Below are 23,736 nucleotides of genomic sequence, written 5' to 3' on the forward strand. Positions count from 1 at the left end.
CGCCCAGCTTTCCTTCCGTACCCACTTCACGCGCGACGCGCGTCACCTCGGACGCGAACGAGTTGAGCTGGTCCACCATCGTGTTGATGGTGTTCTTCAGCTCCAGAATCTCGCCGCGCACGTCCACCGTGATTTTCTTCGACAGGTCACCGCGCGCCACCGCCATCGTCACCTCGGCGATGTTGCGCACCTGGGACGTGAGGTTGGAGGCCATGGAGTTCACGTTGTCCGTGAGGTCCTTCCACGTGCCACCCACGCCCTTCACCACCGCCTGACCGCCCAGCTTTCCTTCCGTACCGACTTCCTTCGCGACGCGCGTCACCTCGGACGCGAAGGACGACAGCTGGTCCACCATCGTATTGATGGTGTTCTTCAGCTCCAGCACTTCGCCGCGCGCATCGACGGTGATCTTCTTGGACAGGTCACCCTTGGCGACGGCCGTGGTCACCTCAGCGATGTTGCGCACCTGGGACGTCAGGTTCGACGCCATCGAGTTCACGTTGTCCGTGAGGTCCTTCCACGTGCCGGCCACACCCTTCACGACGGCCTGACCGCCCAGCTTTCCTTCCGTACCGACTTCGCGCGCGACGCGCGTCACCTCGGACGCGAACGAGTTGAGCTGGTCCACCATCGTGTTGATGGTGTTCTTCAGCTCCAGAATCTCGCCGCGCACGTCCACGGTGATCTTCTTCGACAGGTCACCGTTCGCGACCGCCGTCGTCACCTCGGCGATGTTGCGCACCTGGGACGTGAGGTTGGACGCCATGGAGTTCACGTTGTCCGTGAGGTCCTTCCACGTGCCGCCCACGCCCTTCACCACGGCCTGACCGCCCAGCTTTCCTTCCGTACCCACTTCACGCGCGACGCGCGTCACCTCGGACGCGAACGAGTTGAGCTGGTCCACCATCGTGTTGATGGTGTTCTTCAGCTCCAGAATCTCGCCGCGCACATCCACCGTGATTTTCTTGGACAGGTCACCGTTGGCGACGGCCGTGGTCACCTCGGCGATGTTTCGCACCTGGGACGTGAGGTTGGACGCCATGGAGTTCACGTTGTCCGTGAGGTCCTTCCACGTACCGCCCACGCCCTTCACCACGGCCTGACCGCCCAGCTTTCCTTCCGTACCCACCTCGCGCGCCACGCGCGTCACTTCCGAGGCGAAGGACGACAGCTGGTCCACCATCGTGTTGATGGTGTTCTTCAGCTCCAGAATCTCACCGCGCACGTCCACGGTGATCTTCTTCGACAGGTCGCCCTTGGCGACGGCCGTGGTCACCTCGGCGATGTTTCGCACCTGCGACGTCAGGTTCGACGCCATCGAGTTCACGTTGTCCGTGAGGTCCTTCCAAGTGCCGGCGACGCCCTTCACGCGGGCCTGTCCGCCCAGCTTTCCCTCGGTACCCACCTCGCGCGCCACGCGCGTCACCTCCGAGGCGAAGGCGCCGAGCTGCTCCACCATGCCGTTCACCAGCCGGGCGGTGCGGAAGAACTCGCCCTTCAGCGGCCGGCCATCCACCTCCACCGCCACCGTCTGGGACAAATCGCCCTTGGCCACCGCGCCGATGACGCGGCCCATCTCCGTCGTGGGCTGCACCAGGTCCGCCACCAGCGTGTTCACCGACTCCACGCAGTCGGCCCAGGACCCCACCGCGCTCACCACGTGGGCGCGCTGGGTGATGCGGCCCTCCTTGCCCACCACGTTGCCGATGCGCTCGAACTCGTGCGCCATGCGCTCGTTGAGCTCGATGATTTCGTTCAGCGAGTCGGCGACCTTGCCCGCGTTGCCCACCTTGTCCACGGGCATGCGCACGGAGAAGTCACCCTTGCGCACCGCCGTCAGCACCCGCAGCAACTGCCGCGAGTCCAACGCATCCGAGTCGTCCTCCACGGGGCGCTGCGGTGGCACCACCGCGCGAGCGCGACGCGAGACAACCTTCTTCACAGTCATGGAGAGCCCCTGCACGTCCCTGGGATGGGCGCGGCCACTGCGTTGTCCCGCGCTTCCCCGGGCCCCGACAGCCCCCTCGGGAGGCCCTGGTGCCCACCACAGGACACTCGCCCGCGACTTCGTGCGCCAGCCAACATTGACCCAGGGGGCCTTCACCACAGGGGGTGAAATCCGGAGCGCTCTCCGCGCCTGCTCGCCCGCCCGGGAGGAAGGCGGTTCGGCTCAGTGCCGCACGCGCGGCTTCGGGGCGCGCACGTGGACCTCCATGCGCGCGTCCCCCGCCACCACGCTGCTGAGCACCTCCTGCTGCTCGGGCCCCAGCCGCGCCACCGCGCGCAGCGTGGCCACCAGCAACAGCGCCTCCACCGTGGAGGGCACCCCCACGCCGCCCGCGCCCGTCTTCAGCGGCATGGGCAGCCGGGGCACCCGCCCGGCCGAGGACAGCGCCTCCACCGCGTACGCCGGCGACGTGTCCAGCGTCACCGCGATGGCGGGCAGCTCCTGCGCCGACTCCGCCTGTCCCTGCGCCTGCATGTGCATCAGCTGCTGGAGCGCGCCCGGCTGGAAGTACAGCGCCAGCCCCGCCCGGCCGTCACCGGTGTGGAACACGCAGCCCTCGAAGGTGTGCGTCAGGGGACCGGACACCGCCACCTCGAAGGGCTGGCTGTCATCCCAATGCGTCCACGGACGCGCCTCCCAGTACTCGGTGGCCGCCTGCACGAACAACAGCGCCTTGTCCGAGCCGAGCCCGGACAACCCCCGCTGTCCCCAGGCCAGGAACGTGGCGATGGCCGCGCGCGACGACAACGCCGCCTCCGTCGGCTCCTCCGCCCGCACGCCCAGGGCGGCGCCAGCCTCCGCGAGGGCCGGCTCGCACCGCGCCGACTCGCGCTCCTCCAGCCCCTCCAGGAGCACCGTCAGGCCCGCCACGTCGTCGCGCTCGAACACGGGCGCGGACGGCTCCCCGGTGTCGGAGATGCGCAGGTACACGTCCGTCGCGCCCTGGGAGAGCGGCACCGGGCCCAGCTTCAGCAGGTAGAACATGGGGAGGGCTCTTCTAGAGAGCGCGCTTGCCGTCCAGGGCCTTGCGGACCTGCTTCATCAGCGCGGGGATGTCGAAGGGCTTCTGGAGGAAGGGGACGCCCGGGTACTCCGCGCGCAGGGCGGCCACGTCCACCGCGCTCATGCCCAGCAGCGACACGCCCTTCCACTCCGGCTCCGTGCGGATGTGCTTGATGAGCGCGGGGCCGTCCATCACCGGCATCATCCAGTCGGTGAGGACCAGGTCCGGGCGCAGCTCGCTCATGCGCGCCAGCGCCTCTCGCCCATGAGAGGCGGTCAGGACCCGGTAGCCCTCCTCGCGCAAAAGGTCCGCGAGGGCCTCCAGGATGCCCTGCTCGTCATCCACCACCAGGACCGTCTCCATACGGGCGGGCTTCGCTCCTCGTGAATCAGGGATGGCCACCGCTCCGGTGGCGGGCAAGCCCCGTCAACAGGGTGTCCAGGGCGACTTCGAAGGGGGGCTGTACCTCGATTCCTTGGCGGGAGATGACGAACTCCCGGATGGAGGGGTCGTAGTCGGTGTCCCGCAGCTTGAAGATGGTCAGGAGCCGGCGCAGACGCCCCTCCAGCTCCACGTGACGCAGGAAGAAGAGGTTCTCCGCGACGGCGGAGGGCCCCGGCTCCAGCGGGACGTCGAGCACCGGCCCGAACAGGCGCGGTGTCTCCAGACTGAAGATGGTGGTCGCGCTCGAGGAGCGCAGCTCCTGCGTGAGCGCCGCGAAGAACGACGGCATGCGCGAGGGGTCCGGCGCCGCCTGGCTCATGGCGGGCAGCCCGTCCACGAAGACGCGGGACACCTTGTGCTTGCGCACCGTGCTCAGGAGCTGGTCCGCGAGCACGTCCAGGATGCACTCCGCGGGAGGCTGCCAGAGCAGGTGCATCCGGCCCTCCTTCACCGCGCCGGACATGTCCATGCCGGCGGCCGCCACCTTGTGAAGCAGCCGCTCGGGCGACTCGTAGAAGCCCATGTACAGACAGCTCTCGCCCTGCCTCAGTCCCTCGGCGAGCAGGCTGCTGCCCATCAGCGTCTTGCCGCTGCCCGGAGGCCCCAGAATCAACGACGTGGAGCCCGCCGCCAGCCCGCCGGGGAAGAGCACGTCCATGGACGGGATGCCGAAGTGGACCCGCTGCGTGCTGGGCTCGGGCGGCGGGCCACGCCGCATCCGGGCCTCCAGCCGGGGGAAGACCTCCAGCCCCGCGTTGGAGATGCGGAAGGTGTGCACCCCTCCCATCGTCGCGCCCCCGCGGAACTTGCGGACCTGCAGCTCGCGCCAGGAGCGCACGCCCAGGGTCCGCTCGCGCAGCTCCAGGATGCCATCCACCATGGTGTACTCGGGGTGGACGGTGGGGCCGTTGGAGCTGGTGAGCATCAGCGCGGTGAAGCGGGACAGGCCCGCGGACACCTGCAGCTCGTGGATGAACTTCTTGAAGTCGCGGCTGCTGCCGGCCGCCTCCTGGGCCTGCACCAGGCCGTCCAGCACCAGGATGTTGGCGTTGTGGTTGCGCACCTCGCGGCGCAGGAGCTCCAGCAGCCCTGGCAGGCCCTGCTCCTCCAGCGTGCGGAAGCCGCTGACGTAGTACACGCCATCCGGCAGCAGCGCGGGGTCGAAGAAGGCCATGTCGCGCATGTTGGCCAGCATGCGGGCGTGCGACTCGGCCAGGAGCGTCACGTAGAGGCAGCGCACCCCGGTGCGGCCCTGGTGGTAGCAGAGCTGGTTGGCGAAGAGTGTCTTGCCCGCCCCGGGCTCGCCCACGACGATGTAGACACCCGAGGTGATGAGGCCGCCGCCCAGCACGGCGTCCAGCCCGGGCACGCCCGTGGACACCCGCGCGTCCTGCCGCGGCGCTTGCTCGGAAGGAGACATGAGGCGCTCATACCGCAAAACGGAGCCCTGGCGCGCCTGGATTGCTTACAGGGATGCGATAAGGCGGCGGGTCAGTGCGCGGCGACGACCACGAAGTGCTCCTGGACGTGCCGCAGGTCCGAGGCGTGCGACACCCGGAACTCATAGCGGCCCGGCCTGTCGATGCGCACGCGCAGGGGGGTGGCGGCGGCGCCCGTCCGGGCGATGAACTCGTGGACGCAGCGCGCCTCGTCGCAGCCCACCCTCGCGAGCGCCGGGGGATGGAGCAGGAAGTCCAGGGGCGGCGAGGTCTCGAGCTGGACGGTGGCCGGCGCGCCCGAGTGGACGTCGTGGGTCCACGGCAGCTCCAGCCACCCCGCCCCATTCCCGGGCAGACGGAAGGCGACCTCCCTCGCCGGCAATCGCACGGGGCCTGGGTCGCCCCCTCGCTCCCCCGTCGCGCGCAGCACCAGCGCCCCCAGCAGCACCGCGCCCATCAACACGCCCGCGGCGAGGCCAGGGCCCCGCAGCACGGGGGCCGCGCGCGCCGGTGCGGCGATGGGGGCCCGCTCCGAGCGCTCGAGCGCGGCCTGGAGGCGCGAGCGCAGCGCGGGTGAGGGCTTCTGGGCGCGCAGCGCGCCGAGCGCCGCGCGGAGCTCCGCGGGGAGGGGCGGCGGTGTGTCCTCGTCCTCGGCGCTCATGGAGGGCCTCCTTCTCCGAGCGGCTGAGCCTGCCGGCCCGACGCCTCGGCGAACAACACCCCCAGCCGCGCGCGGCCGCGCGAGTGTCGACTCTTCACCGTGCCCATCGGCAGCCCGAGCACCCGCGCCACCTCGTCGTAGGCCAGCTCCTCCACGTCGCACAGCAGCACCACCAGGCGGAACTTCTCCGGCAGCGCGCGCAGGCAGGACATGAGCAGCTCCGCCTCCTCGCAGCCGCACAGCCGCGCCTCCGGGTCTGGCTGCTCCACGCCGCCGACGAAGAGCGAGCCCAGCACCGACGACGCGCCCTCCAGCACCGACTCCAGCAGCGAGCGTCGGCGCGCCGACGAGCGGCGGTGCTCCAGGAACTGGTTGCGCGCGATGCCGCACAGCCAGGCCAGCGAGGGTGGGCCCTCCAGCGCCCGGTGGACGTAGGCCCGCACCAGGGTGTCCTGCAGCACGTCCTCGGCCTCCTGACGGTCGCGGCACAAGGCGAGACAGAAGCGATGGAGCCTGGGCAACAGCGGCTCCACCTCGGCCTCGAAGCGCTCCCGCTGCCGCTCGACGGGGCTGGCCTGTTCCATTCTCAATCCAGACACGACACCGCCCACCGTCCCATGCCATGAGAATCCAAGACACCCAGGGCACATGCGAGCCCATTCATGGGGGACACCTCCCGCATCTGTCTTGAAGAAACAGGATGAATCAAGCGCGGGAACCCGCGCGTGTCTCGTTCCATCTCCCCGCTCGAAAGATGGGCGTGACGGAGCCGGCTGGCGCTGTCCGCCCGTGTACACGGGGGATGTGAGTCATGTCCGGGACGCAGTCCGATGTCAGTCATTCGCCTGGAACCGGGGGGCCATCCGCCTGGAGACACGATGTCGTCTCGGGCTTCCTCGTCTTCCTGCTCGCGCTGCCGTTGTGTCTGGGTATCGCCATGGCGAGCGGCTTTCCGCCGGTGGCCGGAATCCTCACGGCGGTGGTGGGCGGGCTGCTCTCCACCTGGCTGGGCAGCGCGAGGCTGACCATCAAGGGGCCCGCGGCGGGGCTCATCGCCATCGCGGTGGGCGCGGTGACGGAGCTGGGGGGCGGTGACGGGGCGCTCGGCTATCGCAGGGCGTTGGCGACGCTGGTGGTGGCGGCGCTGCTCCAGGTGCTCTTCGCGCTCTTGCGAGCGGGGCGGCTGGGGGACTTGTTCCCCTCCTCGGTGGTGCACGGGATGCTCGCGGCCATCGGCATCACCATCTGCGCCCGGCAGGCCCATGTCCTGCTCGGCGTGACACCCTCGACCCGGGGCGTGTTGGCGTTGTTGGCGGAGGTGCCGCGCAGCGTGGCGCGGCTGAATCCGGAGATTGCGCTCATCGGGGTGTTGAGCCTGGGGGTGTTGTTCGGCCACGCGGCGCTGGCCCGGCGCGGAGGGTGGGCGAAGCGTGTCCCGGCGCCACTGGTGGTGCTCGCGATGGCGGTGCCGCTGGCGTGGGTGTTCGACCTGGAGCACGCGCACACCTTCACGTTCTCCCACACCGTGTTCTCGGTGGGGCCCGAGCAGCTCGTGAACCTGCCGGGCAACCTGCTCGGCGCGGTGACGTTCCCGGACTTCGCCGGCGCGTGGTCGCTGGTGGGGCTCAAGTACGTGGTGATGTTCGCGCTGGTGGGCAGCGTGGAGTCGCTGCTCACCGTCAAGGCGGTGGACCTGCTGGCGCCACAGCAGCCGCGCTCGGACCTGGACCGGGACTTGTTGGCCACGGGCGTGGGCAACCTGGTGGCGGGGCTCATCGGTGGGTTGCCGATGATTTCAGAGGTGGTCCGCAGCTCCGCCAACCTGGCGTACGGGGCGCGCAGCCGCCTGTCGAACTTCTTCCACGGCCTGTTCCTGTTGTTGTTCGTGGCCTTCGCGCCCGGGCTCATCCATCGGATTCCGCTGGCCGCGCTCGCGGGGATGCTCATCTTCACGGGCGTCCGACTGGCCTCGCCTGGAGAGCTGGTGAAGGCGTGGCGCATCGGCGCGGAGCAGGTGCTCATCTTCTGCTTCACGGTGGGGGTGACGCTGGCCACGGACCTGTTGGTGGGCGTGGCCTCCGGCATCGTGTTGAAGGTGGGGCTGCACCTGCTCCACGGCGTCTCCGTGAGGGAGCTGTGGCGCGCCGACATCCAGGAGCACTCGGGCCCGGACGGCGTGGTGCTGCGCGTGCGTGGCGCGGCGGTGTTCACCAACTTCCTGGGGCTCAAGCGGCGACTGGAGCGCCACGCCGGGGCGGGCCGCGTCGAGGTGGACCTGACCGAGGTCCGGCTGGTGGACCACACGGTGATGCAGCGGTTGCATGAGCTGACGCAGGAGTGGTCGCGGGAAGGGCGGCGACTCCGGGTGCTCGGACTGGAGCAGCACCGGAGCGTGTCGTCGCATCCGTTGTCGGCGCGGAGGAAGCCGGCGGGTGGCGACCTGGGGCTGACGCCATGAGCCACGCGCCCGCGTCTGTCGCGACGGAGGAGGACCGAGGGCTGCGCGCCGCGCTGGCCCGCGCCAGTCAGGTCCTCCCGGTCCAGGGTCCGTTGAGCGTGTTCGTGCACCACAACCCGCTGCACACGCTCCAGCACCTCCCCTTCCATGAGGCGCTGGCCGCCGCCAGGGCGACGCTCGGCGCGGAGGGTTATCTGTCCGAGGCCCGGTTCCTCGAGCTGTATCGCCAGGGCCGCATCACCGACGAGGACCTGCGCGCGGTCCTCGCGGAGTGGGAGCACACGCTCCACGAGGCGCCCTCGGGGTCTCGGCTGGAGGTGGCCCGGCTGGCGCTGCTGCACCCGGTGGAGCACGAGACGGACGCCTCGCTTCGCTGGAAGCTGGAGGAGTGCTGCGCCTCGCGCCGGCTGCGCGCGGACCTGCCCTCCACCGCGCGCCAGGTGCTGCTGGAGCGCGCCCTGCCGGAGCTGCGCGCCGACCTGGACCGCGTGGGACGGGGCTGGACGATGACGCAGCTGGCGTGCGCGCTCCTGGGCATCGACCTGGACCCGGTCGTCCGCGCCACCTCGAGCACCCTGCCCTACCTGCTCCCTCGGAGCATCGCGCTGAGGCGCCTGGGCATTCCCGCCGCGCTCGCGAGCGCGTACGTCGACGGTGTCTCGACACGGCTGGCTGGGAGCCCGGGCGTCACGGTGGATGCATGGCTGAGCGCGGAGGCCCTCCGGGTCACCGAGGCGCTGGCCTCGGCCCTGGGAGGCGATGGGAGTCTCGGCTCGCTCCGCGCGCGTCTGGAGAAGTCCCCCGAGCCCTTCGTCGCGAGCGCGCTCTGGTCCGCGAGCCACACGCCCACGCCGCCGCGCGCCCTCCCGTCGTCGGGAGTGCTCAGTCATCGAGAGTGGCTGCGCGCGGCCACGGGCGAGGACGTGAACGACCTGCTCCATCCGCACCTCATCCGGGTCTGCGCGGCCTTCCTGGATGAAGGGCTCTCCGCCTGGCCGCTGCCGGCGCGTGAGCAGGGGCTCCACGCGGCCTGGCGCGCGCAGCTGCGCGAGGGGCTCGGCGTGGCCCCTGACTGGCTGGAGGTGGAGTGGATGGCTTCGTCACCGGGCTGTGCGCAGGACACGGTGCTCGCGGCCCTGGAGGGGCTCGGGGTCGCCGAGCCCGACTGGGAGGCCTATCTCGCCCGCGTCCTGCTCGCGCTGCCGGGCTGGGCGGGCATGGTGCATCGACTGGAGCAGCACCCCGAGGACCGGCCCGAGGGTGCGCCCCCCGCGCGGCTGATGGACTTCCTCGCCGTGCGGCTCACCCTGGAGCGGTCCGCGCTTCGGGACGTGGCGCGACGACGACTCGGCTACACGGGGCCGTTGTCGGGGCTCGAAGCGGTGGCGCGCGCGGCCATCGACCCCCTCTCGCCTCCGGAGCAGGAGGGCCGCTGGCGTCTCTTCCATCAGGCGCAGCTCCTGGGCTGGTCTCCCATGGAGGTGCGAGCGCTCCCGGTCTCCACGCGGCAGGAGTGGCTGCGCTGGTTGGACGGCTTCGACGTCACCGCGCGCCAACGGGTGTGGCAGGAGGCCTACGAGCACCACTATCGGATGGAGGTCTCACGGGCCCTGGCGCGCAACCACCTGCGCCCTTCGAGCGCGCGCACGGTGACGGCGCCGCGCTTCCAGGTGTTGCTCTGCATGGACGACCGGGAGGAGTCCCTGCGTCGCCACTTCGAGGAGCAGGACGCGCGACACGAGACCTTCGGCATCGCGGGGTTCTTCGGGGTGGCCTTCGACTACCGAGGGCTCGACGACGCGAGCCATGTCGCGCAGTGCCCGGTGGCCGTCACGCCGGCGCATGTCATCGAGGAGCACGCGAGCCCGGAGCACCACTCCCTCGCCGAGACGCGCTCACGGCGACGGACGCTGTGGGCGCGCCTCGGGCACGTCGTGCACCAGGGGACGCATGCGATGGAGACCTCGTGGTTCCTCGTGCCCTGGCTGGGGCTGCTGTCCTTGCCGAGGCTCTCCTGGAACCTCCTGTTCCCGCGCGTGCGCGCTCGACTGCGACAGGTGTTCGCGCGACGCGCCCTGCCGCATCCCCGGACCCACCTCGCGAGCCTGCGCGCCTCCGAGCCGGTCGAGGCACGGCATGCGCTGAAGCCCCGAGGCTTCACGCTCGACGAGAAGGCGGCGCGAGTCGCTGCGTCGCTGGAGAGCATGGGATTGGTGGAGTCCTTCGCGCCGTGGGTGGTGCTGCTCGGCCATGGCTCGGTGAGCGTCAACAATCCGCATCAGGCGGCCTACGACTGCGGCGCCTGTGGTGGACGACATGGAGGTCCGAACGCGCGCCTCTTCGCGGAGATGGCCAACCGTCCCGAGGTCCGGGCGAGGCTCCGTGAGCGCGGCATCCGCATCCCCGACTCCACGTGGTTCGTCGGAGGGATGCACGACACCACCACGGACCAGGTGCACCTCTACGACACGGAGGTTCTTCCCGCCACGCACCGCACGGAGCTCACCGCGCTGCGCGAGGCGCTGGACCGGGCGCGGGCCCTGTCCGCACAGGAGCGCTGTCGTCGCTTCGAGTCCGCGCCGCTCGGGCTGTCCGCCTCGGCCGCGCTGAGGCATGTCGAGGCCCGCGCGGAGGATTTGGGACAGCCGAGGCCGGAGCTGGGCCACGCCACCATCGCGGGGTGCATCGTGGGGAGGCGCGCGCTCACGCGAGGACTGTTCCTGGACCGAAGGGTCTTCCTCATCTCCTACGACCCGACGCGGGACGAGGACGGCGCCATCATCGAGCGCATCCTCCTGGCGGCGGGTCCTGTGGGCGCGGGCATCAGCCTGGAGTACTACTTCTCCCACGTCGACAACGAGCGCCACGGCTGTGGCACCAAGCTGCCGCACAACATCACGGGGCTGCTCGGCGTGATGGACGGCGCGGGGGGAGACCTCCGCACGGGACTGCCCCGGCAGATGATTGAAATCCACGAGCCGCTGCGACTGCTCCTCTTCGTGGAGGCGAGCACCGTGACGCTCTCGCGCATCCTCGCGAGACAGCCCGCCCTGCACGAGCTCATCCACCATCAATGGGTCCAGTTGGTGAGCGTGGACCCGGTGACGGGGGAGCAACGCAGATACACCCCGCGCGGCTTCGAGCCTCTCCTCTCGAAGGACGTGACGCTGCCCGAAGTGGCGTCCTCCATCGACTGGTATCGCGGCCACCGCGACCCGCTGGGCCCCGCGCTCGTCCACGGGCCAGCGCACAGGACACACGGCGCCTCCCGAGGAGCAGCCCATGTCTCCCGTTGAGCCCCTTCACAGTGGGCTCGCGACGCTCGTCCCGCTGAGTCCACTGCTGGGCTTCCTCGTCCTCGGCCTCGTGATGCTCCTGCATCGCGTGCCCGCGGAGCGGACGGTGGCGCGCTGGGTGCTGGGCTCGTTGGGGGTGTCCCTCGGCTGCGCGTCGGCGACCACGCTCCTGTGGCTGTCACGGCCCGACAAGGTCCTGAGGGTGGAGTGCTTCTCCGTCATGGGAGGGCTCGACGTCTTCCTCCGAATCGACGCCCTGTCCGCGACGATGATGCTCCTGACGAGCCTGCTCGCGTTGCTCATCGCGCGCTTCTCGGTGACGTATCTCCACCGTGAGCCGGGCTTCGGAAGGTTCTTCCTGCTGCTCACGTTGGCCACGTCGGGGATGCAGTGGATGACGCTGGGAGGCAGCCTGGAGCTGCTCTTCGTGGGCTGGGAGTGGGTGGGCCTCACGTCCGCGCTGCTCATCGGGTTCTTCCACGAGCGGACCACGCCCGTGAGCGCGGGGCTCCGCGCCTTTGGGACCTACAGGCTCTGTGACCTGGGGCTCCTGGGTGGCCTCGTGCTGATGCATCACGTCCTCGGCACCACGGCGTGGAGCGGCTCCATCCAACACCTGGGTGCTTGGCCCGCGACGGCCGTGAGCCTGTGTCTGTTGCTCGCGGCGATGGGCAAGTCCGCGCAGCTCCCCTTCAGTGGGTGGCTGCCTCGCGCCATGGAGGGACCGACTCCGTCGAGTGCACTGTTCTACGGCGCCCTCTCCATTCACGCGGGCCCGTATCTACTGCTGCGCGCGGCACCGTTGCTGGAGCGTGCACCGTGGGCCCGAGGGCTCGTGGTGGTCGTGGGATTGCTCACGGCGGTTCAAGCCACGCTGGTGTGGCGCGTCCAGACGGATGTGAAGGGCGCGCTGGCCCAGAGTGTCCTCACGCAGGTGGGGCTGATGTTCGCGGAGGTGGGGCTCGGCCTCCACACGCTGGCACTGGTTCATCTGGTGGCCCATGCCGGCCTGCGCTGCCATCAGTTCCTCAAAGCGCCCTCCGCGCTGAGGGATGCGAAGGCGCGACACGCGGCGCTGCGAGATGCACCGGTGCCCTCTGTCGCATGGGTGCAACGAGGGCTGTCGACACGAGTACATCGACTGGCGATGGAGCGCTTCGCGCTGGACGAACTGTGTGAGCGCTGGGCCATCAAACCGGTGTTGCGCCTGGGCCACTGGCTCGACGCTGGAGAGCGACGCTGGGAAGCCACTCTCGACGCGGATCCAGCACGAGCTCCCACCCGTTCCGCCGAGCCAGCACCCGACACCTCGTCCACGGGGGCGACATGACCCCCACGCTCGCCCATCCGCCAGACCGCCACGACCGGCGGATGGGCCTCCCGCCCTTCGCCAACGGGCATCGACTCGATGCGCGCCGCTCGAGCAGCCACGGCCGCTACATCCGCCCCTCGCCCTTCACCTGCGGCCATCACCTCAACACGCACCGTTCGCGCATCCACGACCGCCGCATTTGCTCCTCGCCCTTCACCTGCGGCCATCACCTCAACACGCACCGTTCGCGCATCCACGACCGCCGCATTTGCTCCTCGCCCTTCGCCTGCAGCCGTCACCTCGACGCGCACCGTTCGCGCATCCACGACCGCCGCGTGCGCTCCTCGCGCGTCACCTGCGGCCATGGCCTCGACACGCGCCGTTCGCGCATCCACGACCGCCGCGTGCGCTCCTCGCGCGTCACCTGCGGCCATGGCCTCGACGCGCACCGTTCGCGCATCCACGACCGCCGCGTGCGCTCCTCGCGCTTCACCTGCGGCCATGGCCTCGACACGCGCCGTTCGAGCCGCTGCGGCCGTAGCACCTGCCCCGCGCGCCGCCGCGCTCACGAGCCCCTGCGGAACACGTACGGGAGTTCCACACCATGAACCTCGCAATCCACTGGCCGCTCTGGATGGCTCCGCCCGCCCTCGGCGCGCTGCTCGTGTGGCTCGGTCCTCATGCTCGCGCCCGAGCCCTCGCGACGGGCACGACGACGCTCACCCTCGGCCTCGCCCTGCTCGCTCCCATGACAGGGCCCCGAGTGGACGTGTCGACCACGTCGGCGCTCACCCTCACCTCCCTGCTCGCGCTCTCCACAGTCGTCGCGAGCCCACGTCAGTCCACGCGCCGGAGCCACCTCGTCGCGCTGCTGCTCACCCAGGGCGCGACCCTGGGCCTCTTCCTCGCGACGGACCTGCGCTGGAAGCTCGGCCTCTTCATCGCCATGGGGCTCCCCTGGAGCCTCCCCTTCCTGCGCGAGGAACCCACCCCCACGAGCCCCCGCCCCTGGCGAGCCGCGCGCCTCTACTGGCTCCTCGCCACCGTGCCGCCCCTGGTCGCGATGGCCGCGGCCCTGCTCGGCGGACCCGCGGCCATGACCCCGAGCGCGCTCGCGTCCCCCCACTCGTGGCGCGCGGGGCTCTGCGCGCTCGTGCTCCTGGGCGTGTGCACACGCCTGGCCATGGTCCCCCTGCACGGCTGGCTCCCCCTGCTGATGGCCCGAGGCCCTCTCGTCATGGCGGCGCTGTGGATGAACGTGCTCGTCAGCCTCCAGCTCCTCACCCGCTTCCTGCCCTCCCTGACCACCACGCACTGGGCCTTCATCGCGCCAACGCTCGAGTGCCTGGGCGCGGGCACGGCGATGTACGGCGCGCTGCTCGCGCTCGTTCAGGTCGACCTGCGCCGCATGCTCGCCTTCCTCGTCGTGAGCCAGTCCGGGATGCTGCTCGCGGGCGCGGCGACGGGAACGCAGGCCGGCCTCGACGCAACCTGGTTGCAGGGGCTCGCGGCGAGCATCGCCTTCTGCGGTCTGGAGCTGGTGACACGCGCCCTCGAGGCACGCACCGGCACCACGGACATGCGGCGCCTCGGCGGACTCACCTCTCGCGCCCCACGGATGGCCGCGCTCTTCCTGCTGCTGTGCCTCGCCGGTCTGGGCCTGCCCGGCACCCTCGCCTTCACCAGCGAGGACCTGCTGCTGCGCGGCACACTCGGCCTCCACCCCTGGCGCACCCTGCCCCTGCTGCCCGCGCTCGCGCTCAACGCCATCACCCTCCTGCGAGCCTTCCATCGCACCTTCCTCGGCCCCCTCCCCGAGGCGCGCGGCGCCGCTCCCCTCCCCCTCCAGGACCTCCTCCCCCGCGAGCGCTGGACGCTGACCGCCCTGGTGCTCGTCCTCGCGCTGACGGGCCTGGGCCCCTCCCTGCCACGCCGACGCCCACTGCCCTCGCGAGCGGTAAGTCCGAGCACGCAGGCCACCGGATGCCATAGAACGGACCTGGAACCTTCCAGGAGCCCCCTGCCCGCGTGGACACCCTCGTCCGCATCGCCGAAGCCCTTGGCCGCTTCTCCGCGCGCTTCGTCCCCAGCGCCTTCTCCATCGCCGTCCTCCTGAGCCTGCTCACCATGGGCCTCGCCATGGGATGGGTGGGGACCAGTCCCCCCAAGGTGCTCGACGCGTGGGGTGGCGGCTTCTGGGAGCTGCTCACCTTCTCCATGCAGATGGCGCTGGTGATGTTCACCGGCTACCTGCTCGCGCTCACCACGCCCGTGCGAGCGCTGCTGGAGAGAGCCTCCGGACTCGCGCGCACGCCGCGCGGCGCGGTGGCGCTGATGGCCTTCGTGTCCATGGCCCTGGCGTACATCAACTGGGGCCTGTCCCTGGTGGCCAGCGCCATGCTGGTGCGCTTCGTCGCGCGGCGCCGGCCGGACGTGGACTACCGGCTGCTCGTCGCCTGCGCGTACTTCGGCCTGGGCGCCACGTGGCACGCGGGCCTGTCCGCCTCCGCGCCGCTGCTCGTCGCCACGCCGGGCCACTTCCTCGAGAAGAGCATCGGCCTCATCCCCATCGACCGGACGCTCTTCTCACCCTTCAACGTGTCGCTCACCGTGGGCGTCGTCGCGGGCCTCACCCTGCTCGCCTGGGCGCTGCACCCCAAGCCCCAGAACGTGGTGCGCGTGGACCCCGCGGTGCTGGAGAAGCTGGGGGACTTCGTTCCCCCCGAGCGCCCCGCCGAGAAGAGCTTCGCCATCTGGCTGGACCACGCGCGGCTGCTCAACGTCATCTTCGGCGTGCTCGGGCTGCTCTGGCTGGGCCAGTACCTGTGGCTCAACGGGGGCTGGCGGGCGCTCAACCTCAACGTGGTGAACTTCACCTTCCTGGTGCTCGCGGTGCTGCTGCACGGCACGCCCGCGCGGCTCATCAAGGCGGCGGAGGAGGCCGGCACGGTGCTGCACGGCATCGTCCTCCAGTTCCCCCTGTATGCGGGCATCTACGGCATCTTCAAGGCCACGGGGCTGACGGACCGCATCGGCCAGCTCTTCGTGTCCCTGTCCACCCCGCAGACCTTCCCGGCCATCGTCTACCTCTACAGCGGCGTGGTGAACTACTTCGTCCCCTCGGGTGGTTCCAAGTGGGCCATCGAGGCGCCCTACCTGCTCGACGCGGCCAGTCGTCTGGGGGTGGCGCCGGAGAAGGTGGTGCTCGCGTACGCCTGGGGTGACATGGCCACCGACCTCATCCAGCCCTTCTGGGCGCTCCCCCTCCTGGCCGTGGCTCGTTTGGAGTTCAAGGACATCCTGGGATTCTTGCTGGTGGCGTTCCTGGTGTACCTGCCCCTGGTGACCCTGGCGTTCCTGCTGCTCGGATGAGACGTGACGGGGTTCCGTGGTAGACCTCCGGCAGGACCCGCCGGGGAAGGCGGGTCCCAACTCATCAAACGAGGGGACCCCGAGTATGAAGAAGCTGATGACGCGGACCATGGTGTGTGCGGTGTTGGGGATGTCGTCGCTGGCGTTGGCGCAGGACGCGGCCGAGGCACCGGACAAGGAGCCCGCGAAGGTTCCGAGCGCGGACTCGGTCCGTGACACCTGGAACTTCTTCTACAACGGCAAGGGCCAGGGTCCCGTGCTGGTGGAGGCCAAGCTCTGTACGGAGGTGGCCAAGGACGGCCCCAACAAGTACGAGTGCACCGCCGAGGTCGCCGCCGAGGGCATCAAGGCGAACACCACCGTGATGCTGTGGCAGGCCTACCTGGTGCCCCAGGGCGACTCGGTCGAGGACGTCATGGTCCAGACCAAGCAGGGCAACGTGGTGCGCGAGACCAAGGACGTGAAGCTCAAGGGCGACGGCTGGCGCGCGCGTCAGTGGACGGGCGTGCGGCTCAACAAGCCGGGCACCTGGACGGTCTCCGTGATGCGCGGTGACCAGGTCCTCAAGGAGCTGCAGGTCAAGGTGAACTGATTCACCGGGCGCGCGCTCTTCGAGCGTGAGCCTGAAGCACGAGACGCCCACCACGAGGCCCTTGGCGGCCTTGGGTGGGCGTTGGTGTCAGAGGTCGGGCCGACTGGCGAACAGCTCCGTCACCCACTCGATGAAGACGCGCAGGCCGGCGGCCTGCTGGCGCGCGGGCGGGTAGACCAGGAACAGGGGCCGGGGTTCTGGCCGCCATCCCTCCAGCACCCGCACCAACTCACCCTTGGCGATGTAGGGCTCCAGCACGAAGCGGGGCGCGAACATCACGCCCAGACCCGAGAGCCCCGCGGCCAGGTACGCGTTCGTCTCGTTGAGCGTCAGCAGGCTGCGACCGTGGACCTCCAGTCGCTCGCCGTCGCGGAGCAGGACGAAGGGGCTCTCCTTGCCGCTCGGCGACGAGAAGTAGCTCACCACCGCGTGCGTGGGGCCCGCCAGCTCCTGCGGATGACGGGGCCAGCCGTGGCGCTCCACGTACGCGGGTGACGCGCACAACCCATAGGTGAGGTCCACCAGGTGCCGCGCCACCAGGGACTCGTCCTTGATGCCACCTCCGCGAATCGCGCAGTCGACGTTGTCCGAGAGCAGGTCCACGACGCGGTCGCTCACCCCCAGCTCGATGTGAATCTGCGGGTAGCGCGCGTAGAACGACGGCAGCGAGGGGACCAGGAGCAGTCGGGACAGGGTTCCGCTCGACTCGACACGCAGACGACCCCTGGGGCCGCGCTTCGACTGGGACAGCGTGGATTCGAGCTCCCGCACCTCCCCCAACAGGCGCAGGGCCTGGGGGTAGTAGCTCATGCCCTCGGGAGTGACGGTCACCCGGCGCGTGGTGCGGTGCAGGAGCTTCACCCGCAGGTGTGACTCCAGCTGCTGGATGAGCCGGGTGACAGCGGTCTTCGGGAGGCCCAGCGCGTCCGCCGCCTTGGTGAAGGTGCCGCTCTCCACCACGCGGACGAAGGCCTCCATCGCCATGAACTTGTCCAAGCGCCACCTCTCCCTATGGCATATCGCGTTCGTGCGGAGAGAGGGCGGCGGATTGTTTCTGGGGTGAAACAGAGTGTGAGAGGTGCGCCCGTTTATCCCAGACAGGTCCGGGCGCTATCTCATCGCCCATGACCAGACCTCTTCCCCGCGGTGCTTTTCACGCAGTCTCACGCGCCCTCACGATGCTGGTGATGGCCACGGCCCCCATGATTCCGGCCACCGTCCACGCGGCGGCGCCCCAGGTGCGGACACAGGCGCCTGGCTTCCACCGGATGCTGCTCGGTGACTTCGAAATCACGGCGTTGTCCGACGGCACCGTTCCCCAGACGGTCCGAGACGTGGCGACCCACACGACGCCCGAGCGGGTCAAGGAGCTGCTCTCGCGCGACCACCTGGAGGACCCCGTCGAGCTGTCCATCAACGCATTCCTCATCAACACCGGCAGGGCGCTGGTGCTGGTGGACACGGGCGTGGGGAGCCTGTTCGGTCCCGACGTGGGAGGCCGGCTCGTGCAGAGCCTCCAGGCGGCGGGTTACCAGCCCGAGCAGATTGACGTGGTGCTGCTCACGCACATCCACTCCGACCACTCCGGCGGACTGATGTCTGGGACGCGTCGGATGTTCCCCAACGCCATCCTCCAGGTCCACGGGCGCGAGGCGGACTTCTGGCTCGGGCAGGACAAGGGCAGGGGAACGGTGGACCCGAAGTACTTCGAGGAGGCGCGGGCGATGGTGGAGCCCTACCGCGCGGCCGGGAAGCTGAGGACGTTCGGCGGCGGAGACACCATCGTCCCCGGCGTCCGGGTCATGCCGACGACGGGACATACGCCGGGGCACAGCAGCTTCATCATCGAGAGCCGGCGTCAGCGACTGGTGCTGTTCGGCGACCTGATGCACTTCGGCTCGGTGCAGCTGCGCGAGCCCTCCGTGACGGTGGCCTACGACGTGGATGACCGGTCCGCCGCCGCGCAACGGGCTCGCGTGTTCGCTGATGCCGCGGGGCGTGGAGATTTGCTGGGCCTCTCGCACATGCCGTTCCCTGGGCTGGGGCGACTGAGCGCGGAGGGGCGGAGCTACCGGTGGATTCCCCTCAACTACAGCTCGGGCCAGCGGTGGCCGGAGGCGAAGCTCAGCGCGGAGTGAGACAGGCGCGGCCCACCGCGAGCCCGGATTGCGAGGGCTCGGGTGGGGCCGCGTGACTCAACGGGGCTTGCGACGCTGCTCGGTCAGCTTGGCGTTGAAGTCGCGCTCGGCGGCATCCGCGTAGGGCTTGCAGGTCATCGCCTTGGCGCCGGCGGCGTATTCCCAGCCACTGGAGCCGGGGTGCGGTGACGGGTGGGAAGACGATGTCATCGCCGAAGTGCAGGTCATCACTGCCTCCGCGCGCCAGCAGGACCGCTGATTCAGCGCTGGCGACGACTCGCGCGCCGGTGCGGCGCTTCAATGCGGCGAAGGGGCCCGCATGGTCGGCGTGTCCGTGGCTGCTCAGTATCAGGCGCAGATCTCGCGGCGCGAAGCCGCGGCGCCGCAGGTTCTACAGCAGAGGGTCGGCCATCTGGGGCATACCCCCATCAAGCAGCACGACGCCGTCCTGGGTTTCCACCAACAGGGCGGTCAGCTCCTCGGTGCCAATCTGCCAGGAGTGGTCAGCGATGCGCAGCGGCAGGATGGGCTGCAACCAGGGCGCATCCACGGTGTACGCCTGCAGCCGCGGAAGCAGCGGGAGCTTCGGCGAAGGAGGGCCAGTCCTGGCACCCAAGACTGGCTTGATGCGGTTCCACTGGGCATCGCCCAGCTCATGTCGGCGCATGGCCCGAGAACATCGACTCAAGGAAGCTCTCCAGTTCCCCCTCCAGCCGCTTCAGCTGCGTGGGTGTCATGCCTGGGGAACAGCCCACTCTCCCTCACACATTCTTGAAGTGACCAAGTCGTACCAGACGGTTACTTCCAACCGTTGCCCTCGCATGGTATCGCGTGCACGCGCAATAAGAGAGCCGCGCTCTGCGGTTTGCCATGGGCGAAGGACCTACCACCGTGCACGTGACGTCGATTGCCAGCCTGATGTTCGCGTACCGATCCGAGCGGCTCGTAGCGGCTGGTCGTGGGCACGCGGGTGTAGGTCGTCATGGGAAAGGCGTTCGCGAACGAGGACAGAGGTATCGGGACACGGCTCACCGCGGTGACGAAAGGGCCTGGCGCGTCGTAGGCGATAATCCCAGGCGGTCCAGGCCCGTCTCCGGTATGCCTCCCCAAACTCGGTCGCTGCGTCAGAATGCGCGCCATTCCGGACGCCGTAACTGCCGCATCCCTGGTGTCCACTGAAGCAGGGCATGCCCGCCCCTCTTGGCGCGGAGCCGAAGAGAGCAGCATCAACCACGAGACGACCACAGCGGGAGCAAGCCATCATGGCCTCTGATGTCTTCATGAGCGAGAAAGCACTAAGGGAGCGTCTTGGAGATTTCGAGAGCGCTCCATCGGGCACCTTCGCGGACGGAACGATCGGCCATGCCCTTCAGAATGAGGGATTCAAGGGATTGATATTCAAATCCCACGGCATTTCATTCGAAGTCTTGGGAACCAACGTCTATCGAAGACCCGGAAAGCTCTTCAGCTCTCCGCAAATTGATTGGGCGATCTTGGTCGACTACAAGTGCGACGCCCCCCTCGAGATCCCCCCCCACGACAAGGTCTATTGGGACTATTTTGAGCCGTGCCTGTTGCTTCCCCTGGCGCCAATTGAAACGGTTCAGAAGAATTTCGAAGCGGATGATATCCACTCGGATCCCAGCGCGTTCCGGTTGAGGTTTTTGCGCGCCCTGACGCCAGATGTCCGGCCCGATACTCTGCCCCATTGGCTTGAACACGATTTCCTGAAAACTGCTAAATCGCATATGGCCGTCTGGGCATCGGCAGAGGCAAACGGCTGGAAGGCGCATCTCTACTGCGACCAGATATCCCCTCGCGCGGAAAAGTTGTTTTCTTTCAGCATCAAGAGCATCCAGCGACTTGAACTTCAATTCGAGGACTCAGAGCCCGTCGTCAGAGAGCAGGAACTGTTTCTCGGAAGGTTGTATCCAGAGGCATTCCTTGCGCCTCCGCCCACCTCGAAAGAAGTAGAGAAGTTCCTGGCGGAACTCTCTCAAAAGCAATCCAAGAAGCTCCTTTCCATCGTCAAGAAGCTTGGAAAAACCGAGCCGTCTGAATGGATGCCGCATGATGTTTCGATCAAGCCCAACCCGATTGCATTATTGCAGAAGCATCTGAAGATTGAATCCGTCATGCGAAGTCAGGCCGGTCGTTGAATACTGCGCCTCTGCACGGGCTCGACGCGGTCACCAGGGGCTGTCCCTGATTAACGCAGCCAGAGAAGCATGGATGCAACGTGCAGGACGGCGAGGTAGCTGGTCGCCGTCTTGTCGTAGCGGGTGGCGACAGCCCGGAAGCGCTCGAGGTCGTGGAAGAAGCACTCCACCCGGTAGCGCAGTCGGAACAGCGTGCGGTCCAACGGCAGCGCTCGCTTGCGGCTCGGGTTCGAATGGATGACGGGCTTCATCCCGAGTTTCCGGACGTTGGCGCGGATGCGGTCGGCGTCATAGCCCGGATGCGCCTGATGACCGGCCCGCCGGCTCGATTTCCGTTCACGAGCTCAGGAACAGCCCCTGGCACGGCACTTCGCGGATGCAGGGCGCGCAAGTCGTGGTGTCTCCGGACCACGGCTCACGTCACGGGTCGTCGGACATCTCGTCGAGTTGCCCTTGGGCCACTTCGAGATGGTGCGGGACCCGCTCAACCGCGAGCACGTCCCGCAGCACACGGCCCCGGCGCTCGGGGCCTATCTGGCGGCGGTCCTGGTGCGGCGGTTGGGTGGCACGTGGGTGCCACGGCAGACGCGGGAGGAGTCCCAGGTTCGAGTGGGCAAGCGCGTCTGGCGCCCCTTCCTCCGCGCCCGTCGGTACATGCAGTCCCGCCAGTCCCTGCTGAACTACTCGCTCACCCAGTTCTTCCGTGAGGCGGAGCGACACCAGTCCTGAGTCGATATCTCCATCTCGCGACAACCATTCCCGGGCCAATGGCGCCTGCTTCAACGGGATGTGCCTCTGCTACATCGATGACTGACACCCCGTGTCGCTGGAACGACCGCGCCCACCGCGGGCCCTCTGCGCGAGGACCCGGGTGGGCGTCGGTGACATCAGCGTCCGGCGTCTCGGTTCACGGCGCCGGCAGCGGACTGAAGCTGGCATCGTTCGGAGAAGAGACGCTCCAGGTGTTCACGCGGGTGTTGATGACTCGGTACGAAAGGGAACTCTCCCACTCTCCAATGAGGATGAGGAAGGAGGGCGTGGTGAGCACCCGGCCCCGGATGGTGCGCTCGAGAGGCGTCGTCTCCTGGGTCTTCAAGCCGAGCCAGGTGTAAGCAGGCATCGTCGTGGACACAGGCGGCGTGAACGACACCCCCGTGACGGGGAGCGTGGGCGTGGCGAGCGTCGCGCCCGTGAACAGCGGCGTGAAGACGTCCCGGCTGGAGCCATCCGCCTGGAACGAATAGGCACCGAAGTCGAGCGGGCTGGGCGAGTTGGCGGAGCACGGGATGAAGCGCAGGAAGGGAGACTGCGCGCTCTCCGTGGCGAACTCGTCCTTCACGAGGGTGAGCGTGGGCGCGCCGGCAATCCGGCCACACAGCACTCCCAGATAGCGACGCCCCGCCTCCAGCGGACCGGTGGTCGCGCCCTCCAGCACCGCCTGCCCGGGCTGCCCGTTCACCGTGACCCGAAGCGGGAACCCCGTGTCGGACACCGGCAGGTCCGCCACCTTCGGCGCGGTGCCATACGCCAGGGAGGCCGCGATGTTCGACGAACCGCGGATGACCTGGAGCGACTGCTGCGTCCCACCGCCGGCCGCCGGCAGCAAGCCATGGAAGAAGTACACGAGCGGGCCACGCTGGAAGCGCGCGAACGCATCCTGCTTCGCGGTGACGATGAGCAACGCGGGAGAGGCCTCGTCCGAGAGCGTGCGACGGTCCTCACCCGTGTTGATGGCGTAGTACGCCTTGCCGTCCTCGAACGTCCCTTCCGGCAGCGAGTAGAACAACCAACCACTCTGCGCGGGCGCGAAGGTGGGCGAGGTTCCGATGATGGCCACGCGCGGCGTCTTGGAGGGGACCAGGAAGCCTTGCTCGACGGGGTCCGCCGAATACGGGTCCACGCTGTTGTCGTCATAGGGCCTGCCCGTCTCGTCCGCGAAGCGGCGCTTCGCCGTGGCGGAGACGACCCGGTCCGCGGACATGAAGCGCACTCGCACCTCTCCCTCCGGTGCGGCGGCGGCCAGGGCGTTGTCCCTCAACACCACGAGCCTCGGATGGTCCGGGCGCGCTTGCCCGACCTGGAGCAGCGAGCCAGCCCCCACCACGGTCACCCAGTCGCCATCCGCCAGGGAGATGTCCACCGGCACCACGAGGTCCGGAGCCTCCGACGTGCCCTCCGCGTCCCGAGCAACCATCCGCATGCTCTGGGTGGGCCCCGTCAGGAGGACCTCCCGGAACTCCGACACCGCCGCCGCGCCCGCCCTCATCGACCGGAAGAACTCCACGTCATCCACGCGCAAGGTGACGCGGAATGGATCCCACAGCTTGTCCACCGTGTCCGCCGGATTCCCCTTGAACCCCACGAAGGCGTTGATGAAACGCACGTGCGCTCGATAGGTGGGGGGCGGCTCACCACAACCTCCATCCGGCGAGGCAGGGCCACCGTCACACGTGTTCGTCGGAGGCCCGCCGCAGCCACCGTCCGGCAGCACGGGGCCGCCATCGCACGTGTTCGTCGGGGGCTCACCGCAACCCCCATCCGGTAGCACGGGACCGCCATCACACGTGTTCGTCGGCGGCATGCCGCAACCCCCATCCGGCAGCACGGGCCCCCCGTCGCACGGATTCGTCGGAGGCAGGCCACAGCCACCATCCGGCAGGACAGGGCCACCGTCGCACGGCTTCGGCGGAAGCGGCTCTCCACAGCCTCCATCCGCCAGGACACGCCCGCCATCGCAGCGCGCGACCGACCCAGCGTCCGACGGCCCTTCGTCATCTCCACAACCGGTGACCCCCGCCGCGAGGGCGAGCCCCACCATCAACAGCCACGAACCCAGGACGTTTCTCTTCACGTT

At 69.1% G+C, this 23,736-nt stretch carries 20 protein-coding genes and 2 pseudogenes; 10 read left to right on the top strand and 12 right to left on the bottom strand.

Going from position 1 to position 23,736, the window contains the following annotated elements; genetic code table 11:
- The 6 genes from LXT21_RS38250 to LXT21_RS38275 form a co-directional block, all read right to left on the bottom strand.
- Window positions 1–1,948, bottom strand: a 1,948-nt coding sequence (locus tag LXT21_RS38250; protein ID WP_254043178.1) for a HAMP domain-containing protein, incomplete at its 3' end; no start/stop codon positions are given.
- A gap of 222 nt (window positions 1,949–2,170) precedes the next feature.
- Window positions 2,171–2,992 carry a hypothetical protein gene (locus LXT21_RS38255; protein WP_254043179.1) on the bottom strand — a complete coding sequence of 274 codons (822 nt, stop codon included), beginning with the start codon at window positions 2,990–2,992 and terminating at the stop codon, window positions 2,171–2,173.
- A gap of 13 nt (window positions 2,993–3,005) precedes the next feature.
- Complete coding sequence (locus LXT21_RS38260; protein WP_254043180.1) at window positions 3,006–3,374, bottom strand: response regulator; 369 nt, start codon at window positions 3,372–3,374, stop codon at window positions 3,006–3,008.
- 25 nt (window positions 3,375–3,399) lie between these two features.
- Window positions 3,400–4,875 (bottom strand): ATPase domain-containing protein, encoded by a 1,476-nt coding sequence (locus LXT21_RS38265; RefSeq protein ID WP_254043181.1) that lies wholly within the window; start codon window positions 4,873–4,875, stop codon window positions 3,400–3,402.
- A 71-nt stretch (window positions 4,876–4,946) separates the two neighbouring features.
- Window positions 4,947–5,555: a hypothetical protein gene (locus LXT21_RS38270; protein ID WP_254043182.1), complete on the bottom strand. Its 609-nt coding sequence runs from the start codon at window positions 5,553–5,555 to the stop codon at window positions 4,947–4,949.
- Complete coding sequence (locus LXT21_RS38275) at window positions 5,552–6,139, bottom strand: RNA polymerase sigma factor (RefSeq protein WP_254043183.1); 588 nt, start codon at window positions 6,137–6,139, stop codon at window positions 5,552–5,554. The genes LXT21_RS38270 and LXT21_RS38275 overlap by 4 nt, the downstream gene beginning before the upstream one ends.
- A 227-nt stretch (window positions 6,140–6,366) precedes the next feature.
- Between LXT21_RS38275 and LXT21_RS38280 the strand changes: the two genes are divergently transcribed.
- From LXT21_RS38280 to LXT21_RS38310, 7 genes are all read left to right on the top strand, one after another.
- Window positions 6,367–8,013, top strand: a complete 1,647-nt coding sequence (locus LXT21_RS38280; protein ID WP_254043184.1) for a SulP family inorganic anion transporter — start codon at window positions 6,367–6,369, stop codon at window positions 8,011–8,013.
- Window positions 8,010–11,309 carry a DUF2309 domain-containing protein gene (locus LXT21_RS38285; protein ID WP_254043185.1) on the top strand — a complete coding sequence of 1,100 codons (3,300 nt, stop codon included), beginning with the start codon at window positions 8,010–8,012 and terminating at the stop codon, window positions 11,307–11,309. Before LXT21_RS38280 ends, LXT21_RS38285 begins: the two co-directional genes overlap by 4 nt.
- Window positions 11,296–12,639 (top strand): proton-conducting transporter transmembrane domain-containing protein, encoded by a 1,344-nt coding sequence (locus tag LXT21_RS38290; RefSeq protein WP_254043186.1) that lies wholly within the window; start codon window positions 11,296–11,298, stop codon window positions 12,637–12,639. Before LXT21_RS38285 ends, LXT21_RS38290 begins: the two co-directional genes overlap by 14 nt.
- Window positions 12,636–13,229 carry a hypothetical protein gene (locus tag LXT21_RS38295; RefSeq protein ID WP_254043187.1) on the top strand — a complete coding sequence of 198 codons (594 nt, stop codon included), beginning with the start codon at window positions 12,636–12,638 and terminating at the stop codon, window positions 13,227–13,229. Before LXT21_RS38290 ends, LXT21_RS38295 begins: the two co-directional genes overlap by 4 nt.
- Window positions 13,226–14,737: a proton-conducting transporter transmembrane domain-containing protein gene (locus LXT21_RS38300; protein ID WP_254043188.1), complete on the top strand. Its 1,512-nt coding sequence runs from the start codon at window positions 13,226–13,228 to the stop codon at window positions 14,735–14,737. The genes LXT21_RS38295 and LXT21_RS38300 overlap by 4 nt, the downstream gene beginning before the upstream one ends.
- On the top strand, window positions 14,650–15,993 hold the full coding sequence (locus LXT21_RS38305; RefSeq protein ID WP_254043189.1) for a short-chain fatty acid transporter: 1,344 nt from the start codon (window positions 14,650–14,652) through the stop codon (window positions 15,991–15,993). Before LXT21_RS38300 ends, LXT21_RS38305 begins: the two co-directional genes overlap by 88 nt.
- A gap of 85 nt (window positions 15,994–16,078) precedes the next feature.
- Complete coding sequence (locus LXT21_RS38310; RefSeq protein WP_254043190.1) at window positions 16,079–16,585, top strand: hypothetical protein; 507 nt, start codon at window positions 16,079–16,081, stop codon at window positions 16,583–16,585.
- Window positions 16,586–16,672: 87 nt separating this feature from the next.
- Here LXT21_RS38310 and LXT21_RS38315 read toward each other — a convergent pair whose 3' ends face one another.
- The gene (locus LXT21_RS38315; RefSeq protein WP_254043191.1) at window positions 16,673–17,581 is read right to left on the bottom strand and encodes a LysR family transcriptional regulator; all 909 of its coding nucleotides are present in this window, start codon (window positions 17,579–17,581) and stop codon (window positions 16,673–16,675) included.
- Between the two features lie 191 nt (window positions 17,582–17,772).
- Between LXT21_RS38315 and LXT21_RS38320 the strand changes: the two genes are divergently transcribed.
- Window positions 17,773–18,723, top strand: coding sequence for an MBL fold metallo-hydrolase (locus tag LXT21_RS38320; protein WP_254043192.1), 951 nt, complete (start codon window positions 17,773–17,775; stop codon window positions 18,721–18,723).
- Between the two features lie 57 nt (window positions 18,724–18,780).
- On the opposite strand, the gene LXT21_RS38325 is transcribed toward LXT21_RS38320, so the two are convergent.
- Together LXT21_RS38325 and LXT21_RS45715 are read right to left on the bottom strand one after the other, a co-directional pair.
- Window positions 18,781–18,933, bottom strand: coding sequence for a hypothetical protein (locus LXT21_RS38325; RefSeq protein WP_254043193.1), 153 nt, complete (start codon window positions 18,931–18,933; stop codon window positions 18,781–18,783).
- Window positions 18,896–19,297, bottom strand: a pseudogene (locus tag LXT21_RS45715) (MBL fold metallo-hydrolase); the annotation flags it as partial. The gene LXT21_RS38325 and the pseudogene LXT21_RS45715, both read right to left, overlap by 38 nt.
- Window positions 19,298–19,985: 688 nt before the next feature.
- Between LXT21_RS45715 and LXT21_RS38335 the strand changes: the two are divergent.
- On the top strand, window positions 19,986–20,882 hold the full coding sequence (locus tag LXT21_RS38335) for a hypothetical protein (RefSeq protein WP_254043195.1): 897 nt from the start codon (window positions 19,986–19,988) through the stop codon (window positions 20,880–20,882).
- Window positions 20,883–20,932: 50 nt separating this feature from the next.
- Here the strand turns inward: LXT21_RS38335 and LXT21_RS38340 are convergent, their stop codons facing one another.
- Window positions 20,933–21,133 carry a hypothetical protein gene (locus tag LXT21_RS38340; RefSeq protein ID WP_254043196.1) on the bottom strand — a complete coding sequence of 67 codons (201 nt, stop codon included), beginning with the start codon at window positions 21,131–21,133 and terminating at the stop codon, window positions 20,933–20,935.
- A 169-nt stretch (window positions 21,134–21,302) separates the two neighbouring features.
- Window positions 21,303–21,392: a DUF2379 family protein gene (locus LXT21_RS45720; protein ID WP_407667086.1), complete on the bottom strand. Its 90-nt coding sequence runs from the start codon at window positions 21,390–21,392 to the stop codon at window positions 21,303–21,305.
- On the opposite strand from LXT21_RS45720, the pseudogene LXT21_RS38345 reads away from it, so the two are divergent.
- Window positions 21,372–21,611, top strand: a pseudogene (locus LXT21_RS38345) (hypothetical protein); the annotation flags it as partial. The gene LXT21_RS45720 and the pseudogene LXT21_RS38345 overlap by 21 nt on opposite strands.
- A gap of 178 nt (window positions 21,612–21,789) precedes the next feature.
- On the opposite strand, the gene LXT21_RS38350 reads toward LXT21_RS38345, so the two are convergent.
- Complete coding sequence (locus LXT21_RS38350) at window positions 21,790–23,733, bottom strand: DUF4397 domain-containing protein (RefSeq protein WP_254043197.1); 1,944 nt, start codon at window positions 23,731–23,733, stop codon at window positions 21,790–21,792.
- Window positions 23,734–23,736 lie beyond the last annotated feature (3 nt).

Origin of the sequence: Myxococcus guangdongensis, from assembly GCF_024198255.1 — a bacterium.
Classification (GTDB): Bacteria; Myxococcota; Myxococcia; order Myxococcales; family Myxococcaceae; genus Myxococcus; species Myxococcus guangdongensis.